This is a genomic window from Mesorhizobium sp. 131-3-5, from assembly GCF_016756575.1.
In the GTDB taxonomy this organism is placed as follows: Bacteria; Pseudomonadota; Alphaproteobacteria; order Rhizobiales; family Rhizobiaceae; genus Mesorhizobium; species Mesorhizobium jarvisii.
Map to the genome: position 1 here is coordinate 2,493,335 of NZ_AP023254.1, position 15,649 is coordinate 2,508,983.

General features: G+C 64.0%; 12 protein-coding genes. 7 read left to right on the forward strand and 5 right to left on the reverse strand.

Translation table 11 applies throughout. The annotated features are described in order from the left end of the window. Window positions 1-132: 132 nt before the first annotated feature. From uvrB to JG747_RS12125, 3 genes are all read right to left on the reverse strand, one after another. Window positions 133-3,291 (reverse strand): excinuclease ABC subunit UvrB, encoded by a 3,159-nt coding sequence (gene uvrB, locus JG747_RS12115; protein WP_244748373.1) that lies wholly within the window; start codon window positions 3,289-3,291, stop codon window positions 133-135. Between the two features lie 126 nt (window positions 3,292-3,417). Then, window positions 3,418-5,046, reverse strand: coding sequence for a DUF2778 domain-containing protein (locus tag JG747_RS12120; RefSeq protein ID WP_019860606.1), 1,629 nt, complete (start codon window positions 5,044-5,046; stop codon window positions 3,418-3,420). 213 nt (window positions 5,047-5,259) lie between these two features. Next, window positions 5,260-5,463: a hypothetical protein gene (locus JG747_RS12125; protein WP_147377462.1), complete on the reverse strand. Its 204-nt coding sequence runs from the start codon at window positions 5,461-5,463 to the stop codon at window positions 5,260-5,262. A gap of 101 nt (window positions 5,464-5,564) precedes the next feature. On the opposite strand from JG747_RS12125, the gene JG747_RS12130 reads away from it, so the two are divergent. From JG747_RS12130 to JG747_RS12145, 4 genes are read left to right on the forward strand one after another with little or no spacing between them, the layout of a single operon-like run. After that, window positions 5,565-6,434, forward strand: a complete 870-nt coding sequence (locus tag JG747_RS12130; protein ID WP_038649039.1) for a protein-L-isoaspartate O-methyltransferase family protein — start codon at window positions 5,565-5,567, stop codon at window positions 6,432-6,434. A 54-nt stretch (window positions 6,435-6,488) separates the two neighbouring features. Next, window positions 6,489-9,197, forward strand: coding sequence for a hypothetical protein (locus JG747_RS12135; protein ID WP_202361843.1), 2,709 nt, complete (start codon window positions 6,489-6,491; stop codon window positions 9,195-9,197). Next, window positions 9,197-10,132, forward strand: coding sequence for a hypothetical protein (locus JG747_RS12140; protein ID WP_202361844.1), 936 nt, complete (start codon window positions 9,197-9,199; stop codon window positions 10,130-10,132). Before JG747_RS12135 ends, JG747_RS12140 begins: the two co-directional genes overlap by 1 nt. Before the next feature lie 33 nt (window positions 10,133-10,165). Beyond that, window positions 10,166-10,456, forward strand: a complete 291-nt coding sequence (locus JG747_RS12145) for a hypothetical protein (RefSeq protein WP_202361845.1) — start codon at window positions 10,166-10,168, stop codon at window positions 10,454-10,456. A 106-nt stretch (window positions 10,457-10,562) separates the two neighbouring features. Here JG747_RS12145 and JG747_RS12150 read toward each other — a convergent pair whose 3' ends face one another. Further along, window positions 10,563-11,819, reverse strand: a complete 1,257-nt coding sequence (locus tag JG747_RS12150) for a hypothetical protein (RefSeq protein ID WP_202361846.1) — start codon at window positions 11,817-11,819, stop codon at window positions 10,563-10,565. A gap of 169 nt (window positions 11,820-11,988) precedes the next feature. Here JG747_RS12150 and JG747_RS12155 point away from each other — a divergent pair, with 169 nt between their 5' ends. Beyond that, window positions 11,989-13,014: a CapA family protein gene (locus JG747_RS12155; RefSeq protein ID WP_202361847.1), complete on the forward strand. Its 1,026-nt coding sequence runs from the start codon at window positions 11,989-11,991 to the stop codon at window positions 13,012-13,014. Window positions 13,015-13,325: 311 nt separating this feature from the next. After that, window positions 13,326-14,276, forward strand: coding sequence for a DUF3137 domain-containing protein (locus tag JG747_RS12160; RefSeq protein WP_167470427.1), 951 nt, complete (start codon window positions 13,326-13,328; stop codon window positions 14,274-14,276). Between the two features lie 17 nt (window positions 14,277-14,293). On the opposite strand, the gene JG747_RS12165 is transcribed toward JG747_RS12160, so the two are convergent. After that, window positions 14,294-14,896, reverse strand: coding sequence for a YegJ family protein (locus tag JG747_RS12165; RefSeq protein ID WP_244748374.1), 603 nt, complete (start codon window positions 14,894-14,896; stop codon window positions 14,294-14,296). 335 nt (window positions 14,897-15,231) lie between these two features. Here JG747_RS12165 and JG747_RS12170 point away from each other — a divergent pair, with 335 nt between their 5' ends. Next, a complete protein-coding gene (locus JG747_RS12170) occupies window positions 15,232-15,474 on the forward strand; it encodes a DUF1344 domain-containing protein (RefSeq protein WP_027047290.1) in 243 nt (80 codons plus the stop codon). Window positions 15,475-15,649 lie beyond the last annotated feature (175 nt).

Consider the following 15,649-nt stretch of genomic DNA (forward strand, 5'->3'; position numbering starts at 1 on the left):
CTCGCGAAGCGAGGTCGGATGAGGGGTGATCCAGGGAACACCAACGCTTCATTCTGCTGGAACACCTCTCAACCGTCTCGGCGCTGGCACGCCGATCCACCTTCTCCCACAGGGGGGAGAAGGAAGAGGCCGCTACTTCCCCGGCCTGCCCGTTTTCCCGGGCCGGCGCTTCTCCCGACGCGCGTCGCCCGGGTCCTCGTAGGAGCCGATGCCGGTGCGCTGGCGGATGATCGGTTTTTCGTCGCGATCCTTCGCGTCTATCCTGCCGGCGCCCACAGGGGGGGAGATCGGCTGGGGCTTCGCCGGCACTTTTCCCTCGACCGGTTTTTCCGTACGCCGCACGGTCATCTCGTCGAGCGAGTTCTTCTTGAACAGCGGCTTGACCGGCTCGCCGGGAATGCCGAAGTCGGAGCCGTGCGCTTCGGACGCCGACTGCTTCTTGAACAGCGAGCGCGACACCGCACCTGCCGGTGTCGGCATGTCGGTGCCAGGCCCCATGTCGTCGATCGAGGGTTTGGCGAACAGCGGCTTCTTCACCGGCACGGCGCCGTCGGCGCCCATCCCGTCGAGATCGGGCTTGCGGAAGAGGTTGGGCCGGGCAGCCTTGGCGGCCTCTTCGGCGGCGCGTGCTTCGTCGAGCTTGCGGAAACGCTCCTGTTCCTCTGCGGTGCGATGCTTGGCCACACCCTTGTTGTGCTTGCCCTTTTCGCGGCCCGAGACCGGGCTTTCCATGTCGGCGTATTTGGCCAGCGGGTCTTCGGAGATCGACAGTTCCATCTCGCGCAGCCGCTTGATCTCGTCGCGGATGCGGGCGGCCTTCTCGAAGTCGAGATTGGCGGCGGCATCGCGCATCTGTTTTTCCATCGCGTCGAGATGGGCCTTGAGGTTGTTGCCCATCATGGCGCCGGCGCTGTCGGTGAACTGCGAGATGTCGGCGCGGACATGGTCCTTCTCGTAGACCGAGTCGAGAATGTCGGAGATGCGCGACTTCACCGATTCCGGCGTGATGCCATTGGCGGCGTTCCATTCCATCTGCTTTTCGCGGCGGCGGTTGGTCTCGGCCATCGCCCGCTCCATCGAACCGGTGACCTGGTCGGCATAGAGGATGACCTTGCCGTCAACGTTACGGGCAGCGCGGCCGATGGTCTGGATCAGCGAGGTTTCCGAGCGCAGGAACCCTTCCTTGTCGGCATCGAGAATGGCGACGAAGCCGCATTCGGGAATGTCCAGGCCTTCGCGCAAAAGGTTGATGCCGACCAGCACGTCGAAAGCGCCGAGGCGCAGATCGCGCAGGATCTCGATGCGCTCCAGCGTGTCGATGTCGGAGTGCATGTAGCGTACGCGCACGCCTTGTTCGTGCAGGTATTCGGTCAGGTCCTCGGCCATGCGCTTGGTCAGCACCGTGACCAGCGTGCGGTAGCCGGCCTTGGTCGTTTCGCGGATCTCGCCGACGACATCGTCGACCTGGCTTTTGGCCGGGCGCACCTCGACCGGCGGGTCGATCAGGCCGGTCGGGCGGATAACCTGTTCGGCGAAGACGCCGCCGGACTGTTCCATTTCCCAGCCGCCGGGCGTCGCCGAAACGGCGACGGAGAGCGGACGCATGGCGTCCCATTCCTCAAAGCGCAGCGGCCGGTTGTCCATGCAGGAGGGCAGACGGAAGCCATATTCGGCCAACGTCGCCTTGCGCCGGAAGTCGCCGCGATACATGCCGCCGATCTGCGGGACGGTGACGTGGCTTTCGTCGATGAACACCAGCGCATTGTCGGGAATGTATTCGAACAAGGTCGGCGGCGGATCGCCCGGCTGGCGGCCGGTGAGATAGCGCGAATAGTTCTCGATGCCGGCGCAGGAGCCGGTGGCTTCCAGCATTTCGAGGTCGAAGCGGGTGCGCTGTTCCAGCCGCTGCGCTTCCAGCAGGCGACCGGCGCGCTCCAGTTCGACCAGACGCTGCTTGAGCTCTTCCTTGATCGACTTGATCGCTTGGTTCAGCGTCGGGCGCGGCGTCACATAGTGGGAGTTGGCGTAGATCTTGACGCTCTTCAGCTCGCCGGTCTTCTGGCCGGTCAGCGGGTCGAATTCGGTGATCTGCTCGATCTCGTCGCCGAACATCGAGATCCGCCAGGCGCGGTCTTCAAGGTGGGCCGGGAAGATCTCGATCGTGTCGCCGCGCACGCGGAACGAGCCGCGCACGAAATTGATGTCCTGCCGCTTGTATTGCTGGGCGACGAGGTCGGCGAGCAGAGCGCGCTGGTCGAGCCGGTCGCCGATCTGCATCTGGAAGGTCATCGCCGTATAGGTCTCGACCGAACCGATACCGTAGATGCAGGACACCGAGGCGACGATGATGACGTCGTCGCGTTCGAGCAGCGAGCGCGTCGCCGAATGGCGCATGCGGTCGATCTGTTCGTTGATCGAGGATTCCTTCTCGATGAAGGTGTCGGTGCGCGGAACATAGGCTTCCGGCTGGTAGTAGTCGTAGTAGGAGACGAAATACTCCACCGCATTGTCGGGGAAGAATTTCTTGAACTCGGAATAGAGCTGCGCGGCCAGCGTCTTGTTCGGCGCCAGGATCAGGGCAGGACGCTGCGTCTCCTCGATCACCTTGGCCATGGTGAAGGTTTTTCCCGAGCCGGTGACGCCGAGAAGCACCTGGGTGCGGTCATTGTTGTCGACGCCTTCGACAAGGTCCTTGATGGCGGTCGGCTGGTCGCCCGCCGGCTCGAAGTCCGACACCATCTTGATGGCGATGCCGCCTTCCGACTTTTCCGGCCGGGCAGGGCGGTGCGGCGTCCACAACACGCCGTCCTTGTGCAGCGGATTGCCGGATTCGATCAGCGCCGACAGGGCGGCCACCGTGGCGGTGACGCCACTGGAGGTCATCGTCTCGGCTTCTTCCAGCGAGATGTCGAGGCCGGCGACCGGATTGAGGCCGGCTGCGGTGCGCTCCCTGGCTGTCGCCGCGCCACCCATCGAGGTGCCGCGCGCGGTGCGGCCGGGGGAGGTCGAGCGCTCGGGGATCTTCTTCGACGGCTTTGGCGCTTTGCCGCCGTCGCCCTTGCCGGCCTGGCGCCCTTCGCGCTCCGCCTCCTGCTCGATCTGCTCGGCCCAGTCGGCGATCGAACCGGTCAGCGGCGTGCCCGACAGTTCGGCCTGCGGCATCTCGGCGAAGCCGCCTCTGTGCAGCGGTTCCGAGGCGTCGAGGAAATCGGTCAGCGGGCTGCGCCGCTTCGGCGCGGCGCGGTCGTCATTCGCCGTCGGCGGCGTTCTTTTCTCGGGGGATTTGGCCATGCCCCGAATATGGGAGGTCTTGGCGAAAATGGAAAGAGCGCGATGCGGTGGGGCGCATGCCTCGATGCGGCTCCTGACAGAAGGCTGTCAGGAGAAGGCAATTGCCGAGGGGGTACCTGCCCGCGGTCAGGCGCCGCGGGCGTTGTCCGTCGCCACCTGGGTCGGCGATCCGTTGAGGCGCGGGACCACGACGAGACGTGTGACCTTGCCCTTCTTGAAGGCGGCGAGGAAGCGGGCATAGTCCCTGAAGACGACGCAGCCATTGGACTCGGCGCGGCCGCCGCGCAGCATGTAGGTATGGGCGAGCAGGCCGTCGCGGTTGTATTTGTTGCCACCGCCGACCGGAGTCAGGCGCAGGGCCTCGACGCCATGGAAGCGCGATTCACGCAGCGACAGATTATAGGTGTTAGGCGGCGTCGGGCCACGATCCTTCACGTGGACATAGCGCGGCTGGTCGACCATGGCGCCGAGGCCGGAATGCGCCTCGAGCCGCTGGCCGTCCGGCATGTAGACGGTCTTGGCGCTGATGTCATAGACGGCGACGCCGTGGCCGGCTCCGCTTCCGCCGCTTGGTCCGTTGAAAAGATTCCTGAACGCCTGGCCAAGGCCGCCCGACGGCGTATCCGGCTTGGCATAGGCCAGCACATCGCCGCCCTCGCCAGACCGGCCGGCCCGGGCAGGCCTTGTGGGCTGGGCTTGCTGGACCGGCTTTGCCTGCGGCGCCGGCTTCTGCTGCGCGATCTTGGGCTGAGCAAACTTGGGCTGCGGCGCCGGCTCATCCTGTTCCACCACGGCCTTTGGCTGCCGCGGCGCGTCGTATTGCGGGCGGCGGGTCGGCAGCGGCACGTCGTCGGTCAGCGCATCCGGCAGCGAAGCGGCGTCGCCGGGCTGTTGCGGCTGGGTCTCGGCAGGTGCAATCGCGACATCGGCGGAGGATTCGGTCATCGGCAGCGGCGAGGCGAATGCTTCGTCCTCGACCGGCAGGGACTGGACGAGGGCCAGCGCCAGCTGCGTGTTGTCAGGCGTCTGCGACTGGGCGAGGCCCATCGGCGCCGGCGCGGTCTGGACGACGCCGGTATCGGCACGGGCAAAGCGTTCCGCCACGGGAGCCGGCATGTCGCTCGACAGGCTGGCCATCACTTGGACCGACGGAACTAGCGACGCCTCGGTAATCTGCGGTGCGGCCTGGGAAATCACCGGGCGGGCGTCGGCCGTGGCGACGGGCTTGCCGGCGCCGGCAAAGGCGGCGGCGAGCTTGGTCGGTGACAGCGACGCCTCCATGCGGTCGAAGCGCTCCTGCGCCTTCGACTTCAAGATTGGCTGTTCGGGTCTTGCATGGATCGTGAGGCGCGCGGATTTCTCACCCAGCGGGCTCACTCGGGCCAGCTTGAAGCAGCTAGCGCCGCATTGCACGGCATGGTCATGCAGGGCCTGAGCGCCGCCATGGGCATTGGCCAGCGCGAACGGCGCCGAAGACCTCAGGAAATGCTGTTTCAGCGGATCGGCCATCGCCAGCGAGCCGGGCATGGCCAGGGTCTGGGGCAGGCCGCTCGATGTCGCCGACAGCGAGGCGCCGACGGAACTGAGGCCGGCCATGGTGCCGATCAGCCAGAGGCCGACGGCGGCGCTGGCGCCGGGCACCGCGATCCAGCGGACGATCCGTTTCGGGTTGAAGGAAGGGGTGCGCTGCGCATCGACGAACTCGCCGCCCTCGCGCTGGTCCCGGATTATTTTGTGTTTACTCGACAACGCCATGCAACCAATCTCGCTCCAATCGGTTTTCCCCGTACGTGGCCTTGTCAGCCGCGACGACCATTCTGCGAGTGATCCCAGGGTGGTCCCCGACGCGTTTGCCGCGCCTGTCGTTGATTGCCGATTGCTTCAAAATATGGACAAAGTTGGTTAACCAATCCCTCTCAAAACCAACCGAGAGACGTGGACTTTGTGCCAAAAAAGGCTCGTCCACGATCATGCACGCGGTATTTCAGCCCTTCCGATACTGGTTTGCTGCCTGTTTTTGCCGACCGAGTCAAGCAAAACAGCCATTGCTAATATAAGACAACGCCGCCCCGGCGAGCCCTGCGGCAATGCGGCGCGCCGTTCCTCGGTCCTGAAAAAGCCGATGGCATCGACAAAACTGTTGCCCGCTTGCCACATTTTTTCGGCCTGCACGGTCGTCCCTCGACGCCCATTGACTCGTTTTGGGAGGCAGTGCAATCGGGTTGAAGTGCTTGGTTTTGGGGTGGCAAAGGCCACTTTTGGAGGCTTTTTCCATGAAGCGTCGGGATTTCTTGACGCTGTCGGCGGGTGCGGCGGCGTTCTCCATTCTTCCAGCCACGGTCAGGGCCAACGTGCCCGTGCCCTACGACCGCAACGCCGAAGTGCCGTTCAACGACAAAAAATCGTTCATCGACTGGATGGTGGCCAATCGCGGCGAGGATCCGAAGTTCTTGGCGCAGCGATTCGATCGCTTCCAGATCATGGTCTACAACAAGGACGTGCTGGACGATCGCAACAAGCGCGCCTTTCTTTTGACACCGCGCGAGGAATTCGTGCTGCCGCAGAATCTGGGCCGCGCCTACGACCATGCCTTCCTCGACATCGGCTATGGCGTGACGATTTCGGGTCCGCACCTGGTCGGGCGGATGACGACGTCGATCGACGTGCAGTTCGGCGAGGCGGTGCTCGAGATCGGCACTGGCTCGGGCTACCAGTCGGCCTATCTCGCCAACCTTACCGACAAGGTGCACACGATCGAGATCATCAATCCGCTGGCGCAGCGCACGCGGCGCACCTATGACGGGCTGGTCGAGCGCGGCTACAGTGAGTTCGGTTCGGTCACCAGCCGCAATGCCGACGGCTATTATGGCTGGGACAGCGTCGGCCCGTTCGACAAGATCATCGTCACCTGCGGCATCGACCACATCCCGCCGTCGCTGCTGCAGCAGCTGAAGCCCAATGGCGTGATGGTCATTCCGGTCGGCCCGCCGGGCGCGCAGCACGTGCTCAAGGTGACCAAGCAGCAGCTCGCCGACGGCACGTTCAACATCGTCCGCTCAGACATCTACAATGGCAAGGTGGTGCCGTTCGTGCCGTTCACCAAGCTGGAAGGCGACCAGATCGTCGGCACGCATAACGGCTGAGTTGCCGTGCCGGTCCAAGCCTGTCGGGCTAAACTGCCGCATCAAGGGGCCTGAATGACGGCTGTTGTATCGACCTCTCGACCTAGCATCGCCTCGCTGGAGGCGCCACGGCTCGTGCATTACCTCGCTGTCGGGCTGATCGCCGGCGCCATCATCGCGCTGCAGATCGCTGTCATGCGCGTGTTCGCCGTCGGCAGCTGGTCGCATTTCGGTTCGCTGGTGGTCAGCCTTGCCATGCTCGGCTTTTCGCTGTCCAGCGTCGTCATCTTCGCCGGCAAGGGCTGGTTCGACCGCCACTGGCAAGGTGCCGCCACCGCGGCCCTGCTGCTGATCGGCCCGCTCGCCGTGGGCTCCAACCTGGTCGCCCAGACGGTGCCGTTCAACGCCATCTTCCTAGTTTCCGACCCGGCGCAGAAATGGCGGCTGCTCGCCAATTTTCTGCTCTATCTCCTGCCGTTCCTGGCCGGTGCGTTCTTCCTCGGCATCGTCTTCCTGAAAAGCCGCACCGCCTTCGGCCGCGTCTATTTCGCCGACCTCACCGGTTCGGGGCTCGCCGGCCTCGCCGTGCTGGTGTCGCTCTATCTGTTCGCGCCGGAAACCATCATCGTCGTGCCGCTGCTGTTGTGGGCAGCCGGCTCGCTGCTGTGGTTCTTCGCATTCGGCGCCTGGAAGAGCGTCGTCGCCGGCGTGGCCGTGGCGGCGCTGTCGATATCAGGCTATCTCATGCTGCCCAACCTGCTCGGCATCCCCGACATTGCCGTGTCGCAATACAAGGGCGTCGCCTATGCCCGCAACTTTCCGGACGGCAAGCGCATCTACCGCAGCGTCTCACCCTTCGGCGACCTGCAGGTCTATGCCAGTTCCTACATGCATTTCGCGCCGGGCCTGAGCGACAATGCCGCCTTCGGCATGCCTGAAGTGCCGGCCAACACCTATGTCGGCATGTATCGCGACGGCGATGGGCCGGAAGGCATCATGCGCAACCTGGCGCCGGCCGAGCAGGTCTATTTCCGCTATCTGCCGATGCATTATCCCTATGTCATCAAGGACAAGCCCAAGACATTCGTCGTGCAGTTCGGCGGCGGCATCTCCACGCAGGCCGCGCTCAATGCCGGTTCGACCTCGGTGACCGTCGCCGAGAGCAATCCGATGACATTGCGGGCGTTCCGCGGCCCGGTGCTGAAGGACGTCACCGGCGATATCCTGGCCGAGCCGCGGCTCAAGGTCATCGATTATGACGGACGGCTGTTCCTCGCCAACACGAGCGAGCGGTACGACGTCATCGACCTCAGCCTCGCCGACAGTGTCGGCCTGTCCAATCCCGGCGGCTTCGCCATCTCGGAGAAATACGCCTACACGCGCGAAGCGATGCTGAGCTACATGCACGCACTGGCCGATGGCGGCGTGCTGTCGATCACCTTGTGGAACAAGGAAGAGCCGCCGAAATCGGTTCTGAAGCTCTATTCGACCGTCGCCGAGGCGGCGAAAACCTTCGACCCGCAGGGTGCCGCCAACGACATCTTCGCCGTGTCGAGCTATCTCTCGACCACGACCGTGCTGTTCAAGCGCGGCGGCTTCTCCGAGGCCGAAATCAAGACGCTGCGCGACTACACCAAGTCGATGTCGTGGGAGGAAGTCTATTATCCAGGAATGATCTATGACGGTTCGGGCGCGCGAAAGGTACTCGACGATTACCGCGCCTCGATCTTCGGCAGCGGACAGGACGCGACGCTGACGCAGCAGCCGGCCGCCGGCGCGACCGCACCGGCCGACCCGACCGCACCGGCAAATCCCGATTGCGACCCGACGGCGCCGGCCGATCCGACGCTCGACGCCTGCGCGGGGGCCGGCGGCGATGCCGGCCCGCTAATGCTGCCGGCGACGGAACTGCAGCGCATGACCTGGCACGCGCTTTTGACAGGCGGCTGGGAACAACTTGCCGGCGACTACGTCTTCGACGCGCGGGCGCTGAGCAACGACCAGCCCTATTTCGCCGCCTATGTGAAGGTCGCCGATTTGCCGCGCACGCTTGACCGGCTCGACCTGTTCCAGGACGATTGGGGCTATCTGTTGATCTGGGCGACGCTCGGCATTGCCTGCATTACGGCGGCGTCGCTCGTGCTGCTGCCGGTCATCTTCGGCTGGCGCATCGTGTTCTCGCGCTCGCGCGGCAAGCTCGGCACCATCCTCTATTTCGCCTGTCTCGGCCTCGGCTACATCATGGTCGAGGTCGGGCTGATCAGCCGCTTCACCGTCGCGCTGGCCAACCCGACGGTGTCGGCCTCGGTGCTGATCTCCTCGATGCTGGTGTTTTCCGGCCTCGGCAGCCTGTTTGCCGAGCGCATCTTCGACCGCGCCAGGACGGTGTTGCCGCTCGTGCTGCTGGCGGTGTGCGGGCTGCTGCTCGCCTATGGCTTCTATCTGTCGCCGGTGCTCGACCGGATCGGCGCCTATCCCTATACGGTGCGCCTGCTGCTCTGCTTTCTCCTGGTGTCGCCGCCGGCCTTCCTGATGGGCATGCCGATGGCCACCGCCATGACCTGGCTGGCGCGGCTCGGCAAGGAGCATCTTTTCGTCTGGGCCTGGGGCATCAATGGCTGTTTCTCTGTCATCGGCTCGGCCGCCGTGCCGATCGTCGCCACCAGCTTCGGCTTAAGCGCCGTGCTGCAATGGGCGGCGATTGCCTATCTCATCGCCATTCCGGCCTTCTTCGCCGTGCTGTTGCCGTCGAAGGCGCCGTCCATCCGGCTGGTGGCGGCCTGATGCCGGACCGGCGCGCCATCGTCGCCGGATTGCTGGCCACGGCGATGTTTCCGGTGGCCAGCCAGGGGGCGCGCTTGCGCAAGGCCATCTCCACCATCGTGCCGTTCAAGGCATCGCCCTTTCCCTACTGGGGCAAGCTGCCCGACGGCTCCGCGCCGTTTCTCGACGTCATGGCGGCGGACGGAAGGCGCGGCCACACCTCGCCGCGCGGCGGCATTTATTGGGAAGACGAGACCTATTCCGACCGCTCGACGCTGCTGGCCGTGCCGAAAGGGTTCGATCCGGCCAAGCCGGCGGTCATCGTGGTGTTCTTCCACGGCAATGGCGCCACCTTGCAGCGCGACGTGGTCGGCCGCCAGCGAGTGGTCGCGCAGGTCGAGGCGTCGGGCCTCAACGCCGTTCTGGTGGCGCCGCAATTCGCCAGCAACGCGCAGGATTCTAGCGCCGGTAATTTCTGGACGCCGGGCTATTTTGCCAAATTCATGGCCGAGGCTGCGCAAAGTATGGCCAGGCTGACCGGCGCCAAGGCGGCAAAGTTCGACGCCATGGCGGTGGTGCTGGTGGCCTATAGCGGCGGCTACAATCCGGCCGCTTCCATTCTCAGGAACGGCGACATCGGTGGACGCCTGCTCGGCGTCGTCCTGCTCGACGCCGTCTTCGACGAGGCCGACATTTTCGCTAACTGGATCGCGCAGCACCGGCAGAGCTTCTTCGTCAGCGCCTATGGCAAATCCTCGGCCTCCGGCAATGCCGGGATCCGGCAGTTGCTGGCGGGCCAGGGCATCGCCGCCAGTCCCGATCCGCCGCGCCGCCTCGAAGCCGGCACCATCGCCTTGCTTGCATCCGATGCCGCCCATGACACGTTCGTCACCCGTGCCTTCGTCGGCAACCCGCTGCAGTGGCTGCTCGCCCGGTTGCACGGGTTTCAGCGCTAGGACCTTTTGGCACTCCAGTCCCAGTTCTTATCCATGCTTCTGATTGCTATTGTCATCGCCCAGATGTTGGATCCGCTGCGGATCCTGCTGGTCGGGATCGCCTATTTCCTCAGCCGGTCGGTTAAGCGGCCGGGCGTGGCCTGGCTGGGATTGTGCGCGGCGATTATCGTCATCGCCGCTGCATTTCCGTTCGTTGTCCTTGGCCAATCCGGCGACATTGCCTGGACGACCACCGCGATCGGCGTGATATCGAACGCACTGATAGTAGCCGCCATGGCCGGGTTGCTGCGGCTCCAGCGATGGCTTTTCCAGCTTTTTGTTTGACGTAATTTCTACGGGAAAACCGTTTCACGATTTTCCCGTAATTGCTGGCGGACCCGGCGAATACGGGGCTCCTTTCCCCGCTTGGCGAGGGCAGGGACCCAGGTTCTCAGTTAAACCACAGCGCGAACGTCAAAAACCCGCCGCCGCCGAATTCGCGCTGGATCTGGTCGAAATCCTCGCCGGTCAGGATCCTGCCGCTTTCCAGATAGGGCGCGATGCCAGGGCCGGTGATCGACAGCACCAGGTCGAAAGGCTTCGGCTCGTCGAAGAAGCGCTTCATGTTGATGCCTTTGCCGGTGATGCGGAAATGCGGCAGCAGCGCGCGGCCTTCGAGCAGGTCCTCCGCCATGCTCAAGGTGGCCAGCCAGGCCTGCACCTGCTCCTCGCCGACTTCGAGGCCGGTCAGCGGGTTCTCGCCCTTCTGCTGCGGCCCGGGCAGCCATTCGCGGTCATTGTCGGTCTCGGCGCGGATTGCCTTCCAGTCTTCGCGTGACAGCCGGATCATTTCGAGCAATTCCTGGCGTGCCGCCTTGCGGCGCTCCGGCTCGACCACCGGCCAGTTGATCATGTGCACCATCGAGATGAAATCGGCGATGCGCCACTCCGAGGAGAAGATGCTCGAGCCCATCTCGCTGGGCGGCGGCACCAGGATGTCCTGCAATGGCAGTTTGGCGCGCGGGAACAGCATGTGAAAGGAGCCGTCGAAAGTGGTTCTGAAATCATGCGCCAGCCAGAAATCGGCCTGCGCCATCAGGAACTCGGCATAGCCTTGCAGCCAATAGCCGTCGGCGCGGTCGAAACGGAAGGTCAGCACCGGTGCGCTATCGCCCTGCGAAATGCTGCCGTGCGACAGCGCGGCCATGATGGCCGCCATGCTTTCGTCCGGTGCGATCATGCCGTCCTCGTTGAGGTCGATGCCGACATGGGTGAGATCGATGACCATGCCGATATCGGCATCGGCCGGCACCGAGCCCAGCGTCGCGGCGGATTTTGCCAGCCTGTCGCGGAAGGCGAACAGTATGGCGCGGAACTCTTCGTAGGTCAGCGGCTCGGGATTGGGATTGGAGGGCACCGGCAACTGCATCAGCGGCAGCATGAAGGATTGCGGGCTTTCGAAACCGTGGCGGTGCAGGCCGCTGGCGAGCAGTTCCAGTGCGGTGAAGAACTCACCGGCGCCGGCGGCATAGGCCGATGCCGGATCTTTCGGTGCGGCCGCCTCCAGCGTCGACAGGGCGCTGTCGCGCGCGGCCACGGTCTTCGCCTCGAAAAGCGCGGTTGCCGCTTCGGGCATGGCGGCTTGCGCCGAAGACAGCGGCACAAGCAGAATGAATGCGGATGCCATCAGGCTTGCTATTCGTGTCATCTTTCCCTCCCAAGCATTTGTCGCCGACGACCATACACAGATTTGCGGCTATTTGCGGCGTCGCGCCCGTCAGCGCCGATGCGCTGTCCACATCGTTGCATGATTGTCGAGGGATGCGCTTCAACCCGCCCGGCGGACGGTTTACAGAAGGCAAACGATTGGGCGTCGCGTGTCGAATTATCCGCTCTCCTACAAACTGTCCTGGCTGCCGCGTTTTCTGAAGCCGTCGCTTGGCGGTGACGGCAGCGGCTTTGCGCCGATGGCGGGGAGGTTGATGGAGCCGCCGCCAAAGCGGACGGTGCGGCTGGCCTTCATCGGGGATATCTCGGCCGTGGCCAACCGCCGGGCGCCGCACTGCGATCCGGCGATCAAGGCCCTGCTTGGCGCTGCCGATCTGGTGATCGGCAATTGCGAAAGCCCTGTCGTGGGCAGGCCGAGCGCGGTGCTCGGCACGAAGCTCGGCACGCATCATGCGATGAGTGAGCGGTTTCTGGCCGAGGCGCTCGCTGCGGCCGGCATCGCGCACGAAAGACTGGTGCTGTCGCTGGCCAACAATCACGTGCTCGACCAGGGCGTCGCCGGTTTCGACGAGACGGTGGCGGCGCTGAAGCGGCTCGGCATCCGCAGCATAGGCCTTGCCGCCGATGGCTCGGTGCAGCCGGTCAAGGTCGGGCTGTTGAATGTCGGCTTCGCGGCCTTCACGCTATGGCGCAATGCAGATGAGAGCCTGTTTGCCGGGCGTGTGTCGATGGGCAGCGATGCAGAGCGCTGGCCGCGCGGGTTCGACCTTATTTGCGCCGTGCCGCATTGGGACTGGGAGTTCCGGCATTTTCCGCAGGCCGGGACGAAGGCGCTGGCGAGGCGCCTGGCCGGGCAGGGCGTCGGGCTGATCGCCGGCCATCACGCCCATGTGGTGCAGCCGGTGGAACGGATCGGCGAGACTGTCGTCGCCTATGGGCTCGGCGATTTCCTCGGCACTGCGCTCGCCCGCCAGCCATGGCCGGGGCGCATTGGCGGGGTTTTTGTCGCGGATGTCAGCGCGGAGGAGGGGACGCGCGGTGCTGTTGCGGCTTACCAGGTGCATCCGTTCGCGCGGCTGCGGGACGGGGATCATGAGCGGCTTGTGCCGGTGGAGGCGTTGGACTGTGTGATAAGGGGAAAGATTGAAAGACGGATGAGAGCAATCTTTCCTTAGAGCTGCAAGCGGCGAGACTATTCTACAAGCGTCGTGCTTCCCCTCGTCCGCCTGCCGGCACCTTCTCCCCGTATAGTGACGGGGAGAAGGGAGATTAGCCGTGCCGGCGGCGCTCCACTTGCAACGCTGGCAATTGGCGAGACCATCGATGACGGCGTCCTTCGCCCCGTTTGCGGGGAGAAGTTCCCGGCAGGGCGATGAGGGGCAGCGCGAGCATCTGTTGTGGAGGCACCGCAGTCGATACATCCGACAAAACCAGCTATCATGAACTTGTCGAGGCGACGGGGGTGGCGGTGGAAGCAGCGGATTTCATGCCTGATGAGGCTGTCATCGCCGGCATCCGGAAAAACATCGAGGCCTATGAGGCGGCGCGGGCTTCGGCGGTGCGGCAGGTGCGCTGGCGGGTGCCGCTGTTCGTCGGCCTGGTGCTGGTGGCCGTGGCGGTGATCGCCTGGCTGTTCAACAAGGTCGCCGACCCCAACGAGCAATGGTTCTCGACGCCGCATGTATTCCTCTATTTCATCGGCTTTGCCGCTTCGATCCTGCTGTATTTCCAAGCCATGAAGCCGGCGACGCGGCTGCAGCAATCGTTCCGCGACACGCTGCTGCCGATCATCTTCGGTTTCATCCGTGACATCGGCTACCAGCATGGCGGCAGACCGAACTCGTTCGACCGGCTGCCGCGCGAGGCGGTCGGGCCCTTCAACCGGCAAGCCTTCGACGATGTCGTTTCCGGCCACTACGAAGGGTTTCCATTCGAGCTCTACGAGGCCGAACTGCGGGAAGGCACCGGCAAGGGCTCATCGACGGCCTTCAAGGGTGTCATCGTCGCCTTCGAAGCGGTCGAGCCGTTCCCGGGAATCCTGGTGGCGACGCGGCGGACCAATGCGGTCGTCGGCTTTTTCCGCGGCCTCTTCGGGTCCAAGCTGCAGGAACTGTCGTCGGGCGAGCCATTTCTCGACGCGGCCTACGAATTCCGCACCGACAATGTCGAGGCGGCGCGGCCGCTGGTGACCGGCCGTCTGGCGCAGGCGCTGAAATGGCTCGGCGAGACCTGGCCGGACGATCCGGCCCGCGTCGCGCTCAACGGCGGCGACGGATTCCTGCTGTTGCCGCAGGCGAAGAATTTCTTCGAACTGCCGGAGATTTCGGTGCCGCTCGACTACACCAGGCATGTCGCACCGATGATCTCCGACATGGGCGCCATGCTGGCGACGGCCGCGCTGGTGCGCAAGATCGGGGCAAAGGACGAGGCAAGCTAATCCGACCGGGCATAAGATCAACAATCGTAACCGGATTCCTCGTGCATGGTGTCTGCTTCTTCCTTAGATATTCTCTTGAACATCACACAGACGGTGAAGCTGCCGACTTGACGCCCGTCGCGTCTGTATCCCCAGTCGGAAATATCGTCCCTGGTGAATTCTATGTTCTGGCCGAGGACGACATTTCGCACTGCTACCGGTTCGTTTGCCAATATGCCGACGAAGCCGGTTTCGGTGCGTCGGAACGGGATGACCCAGAAGTGCTCGCTGATATCCCCATCGTGCACCTCGACCTTTAATTTGAACCTGTCCGTCCCCGAGGGCGGCGCTTCGGTCAGGGCCAGGAACTCATCCAAGCTGGCACGCGCCTTCGCAATCGCTACCGCCATCTCGGGATCGTCCCTAGCAAACATAACCGTTTTATCGCCGCCTGGCTCAGCGCCTTGTGCGCCGGCCAATCCCGGCGCCAGCGCCAGCATCAGGGATATCATGGTTCGGACTGCCAGTTTCATGGTGAGTTCCCCCTCGTCGTAGCGGTTGCAATGATCCTGTATCCATTTCGAATTTGCAACCACGGCGCGAATTTGTCCGCTTGTGCGGTGGCGGTTGAGCCGATCCATGAAACAAAATTTGTATCAACCGAAGGTCAGCGGGCTGTTGCGTGATGCAATCCGGGGCGGATTATGGCGGCTGCGAGATGGCCTCGATGCACCCGCCGCAATCGCCTAAACGATTCTTTTCGTGGGCGAACAGCGCTCGTCGAGGCAAACGAAACGGCTGGAAACCGCGCCAGTCGCAAGCAATGTGTCAGAATTAAGCCTATGATTTCCTTTGCGAAAAGTCACTCAATGTGATTTGCGGCCAGCAGACTTTCAGGCCCAGTGTCGGCTCGTTCGGTGCTGTCGTTGCCCAACGCGGCGGCCCCGGAAAAGTGAAACAGCACGGAGTGCAATCGATGAAGAAGACCCTCGCAACCACCGCCGCTCTGCTCGCCTTCCTCGGTACGGCCTATGCCGCGTCCGTTCAGGGCACCATCCAGGCGGTCGATCCGACGACCAAGTCGATTACGCTCGACGACGGCAAGATCTACCAGCTGTCGCCGGAAGCGAAGATCGGCAAACTGAAGGTCGGCGCCAAGGTGGCGGTAACCGTCGATGACAAGACCGGCATGGTGACCTCGATCAAGAAGGCTTCGTAGCCGCGAGCGTCATGCGTCGGCAGACCTGCTGACCGTACTTTTCAGCCCCTGCTCCAATCTTGGCCGGTTCCTTCGGGGATCGGCCATTTTCGTGCTCTTGGTCACTCACCGCCAGGCGGCCAGGGTGGCGGAACGCTGCCCCGACGGCGCCCCTATGGTTTTTGCCAAAGAGCCG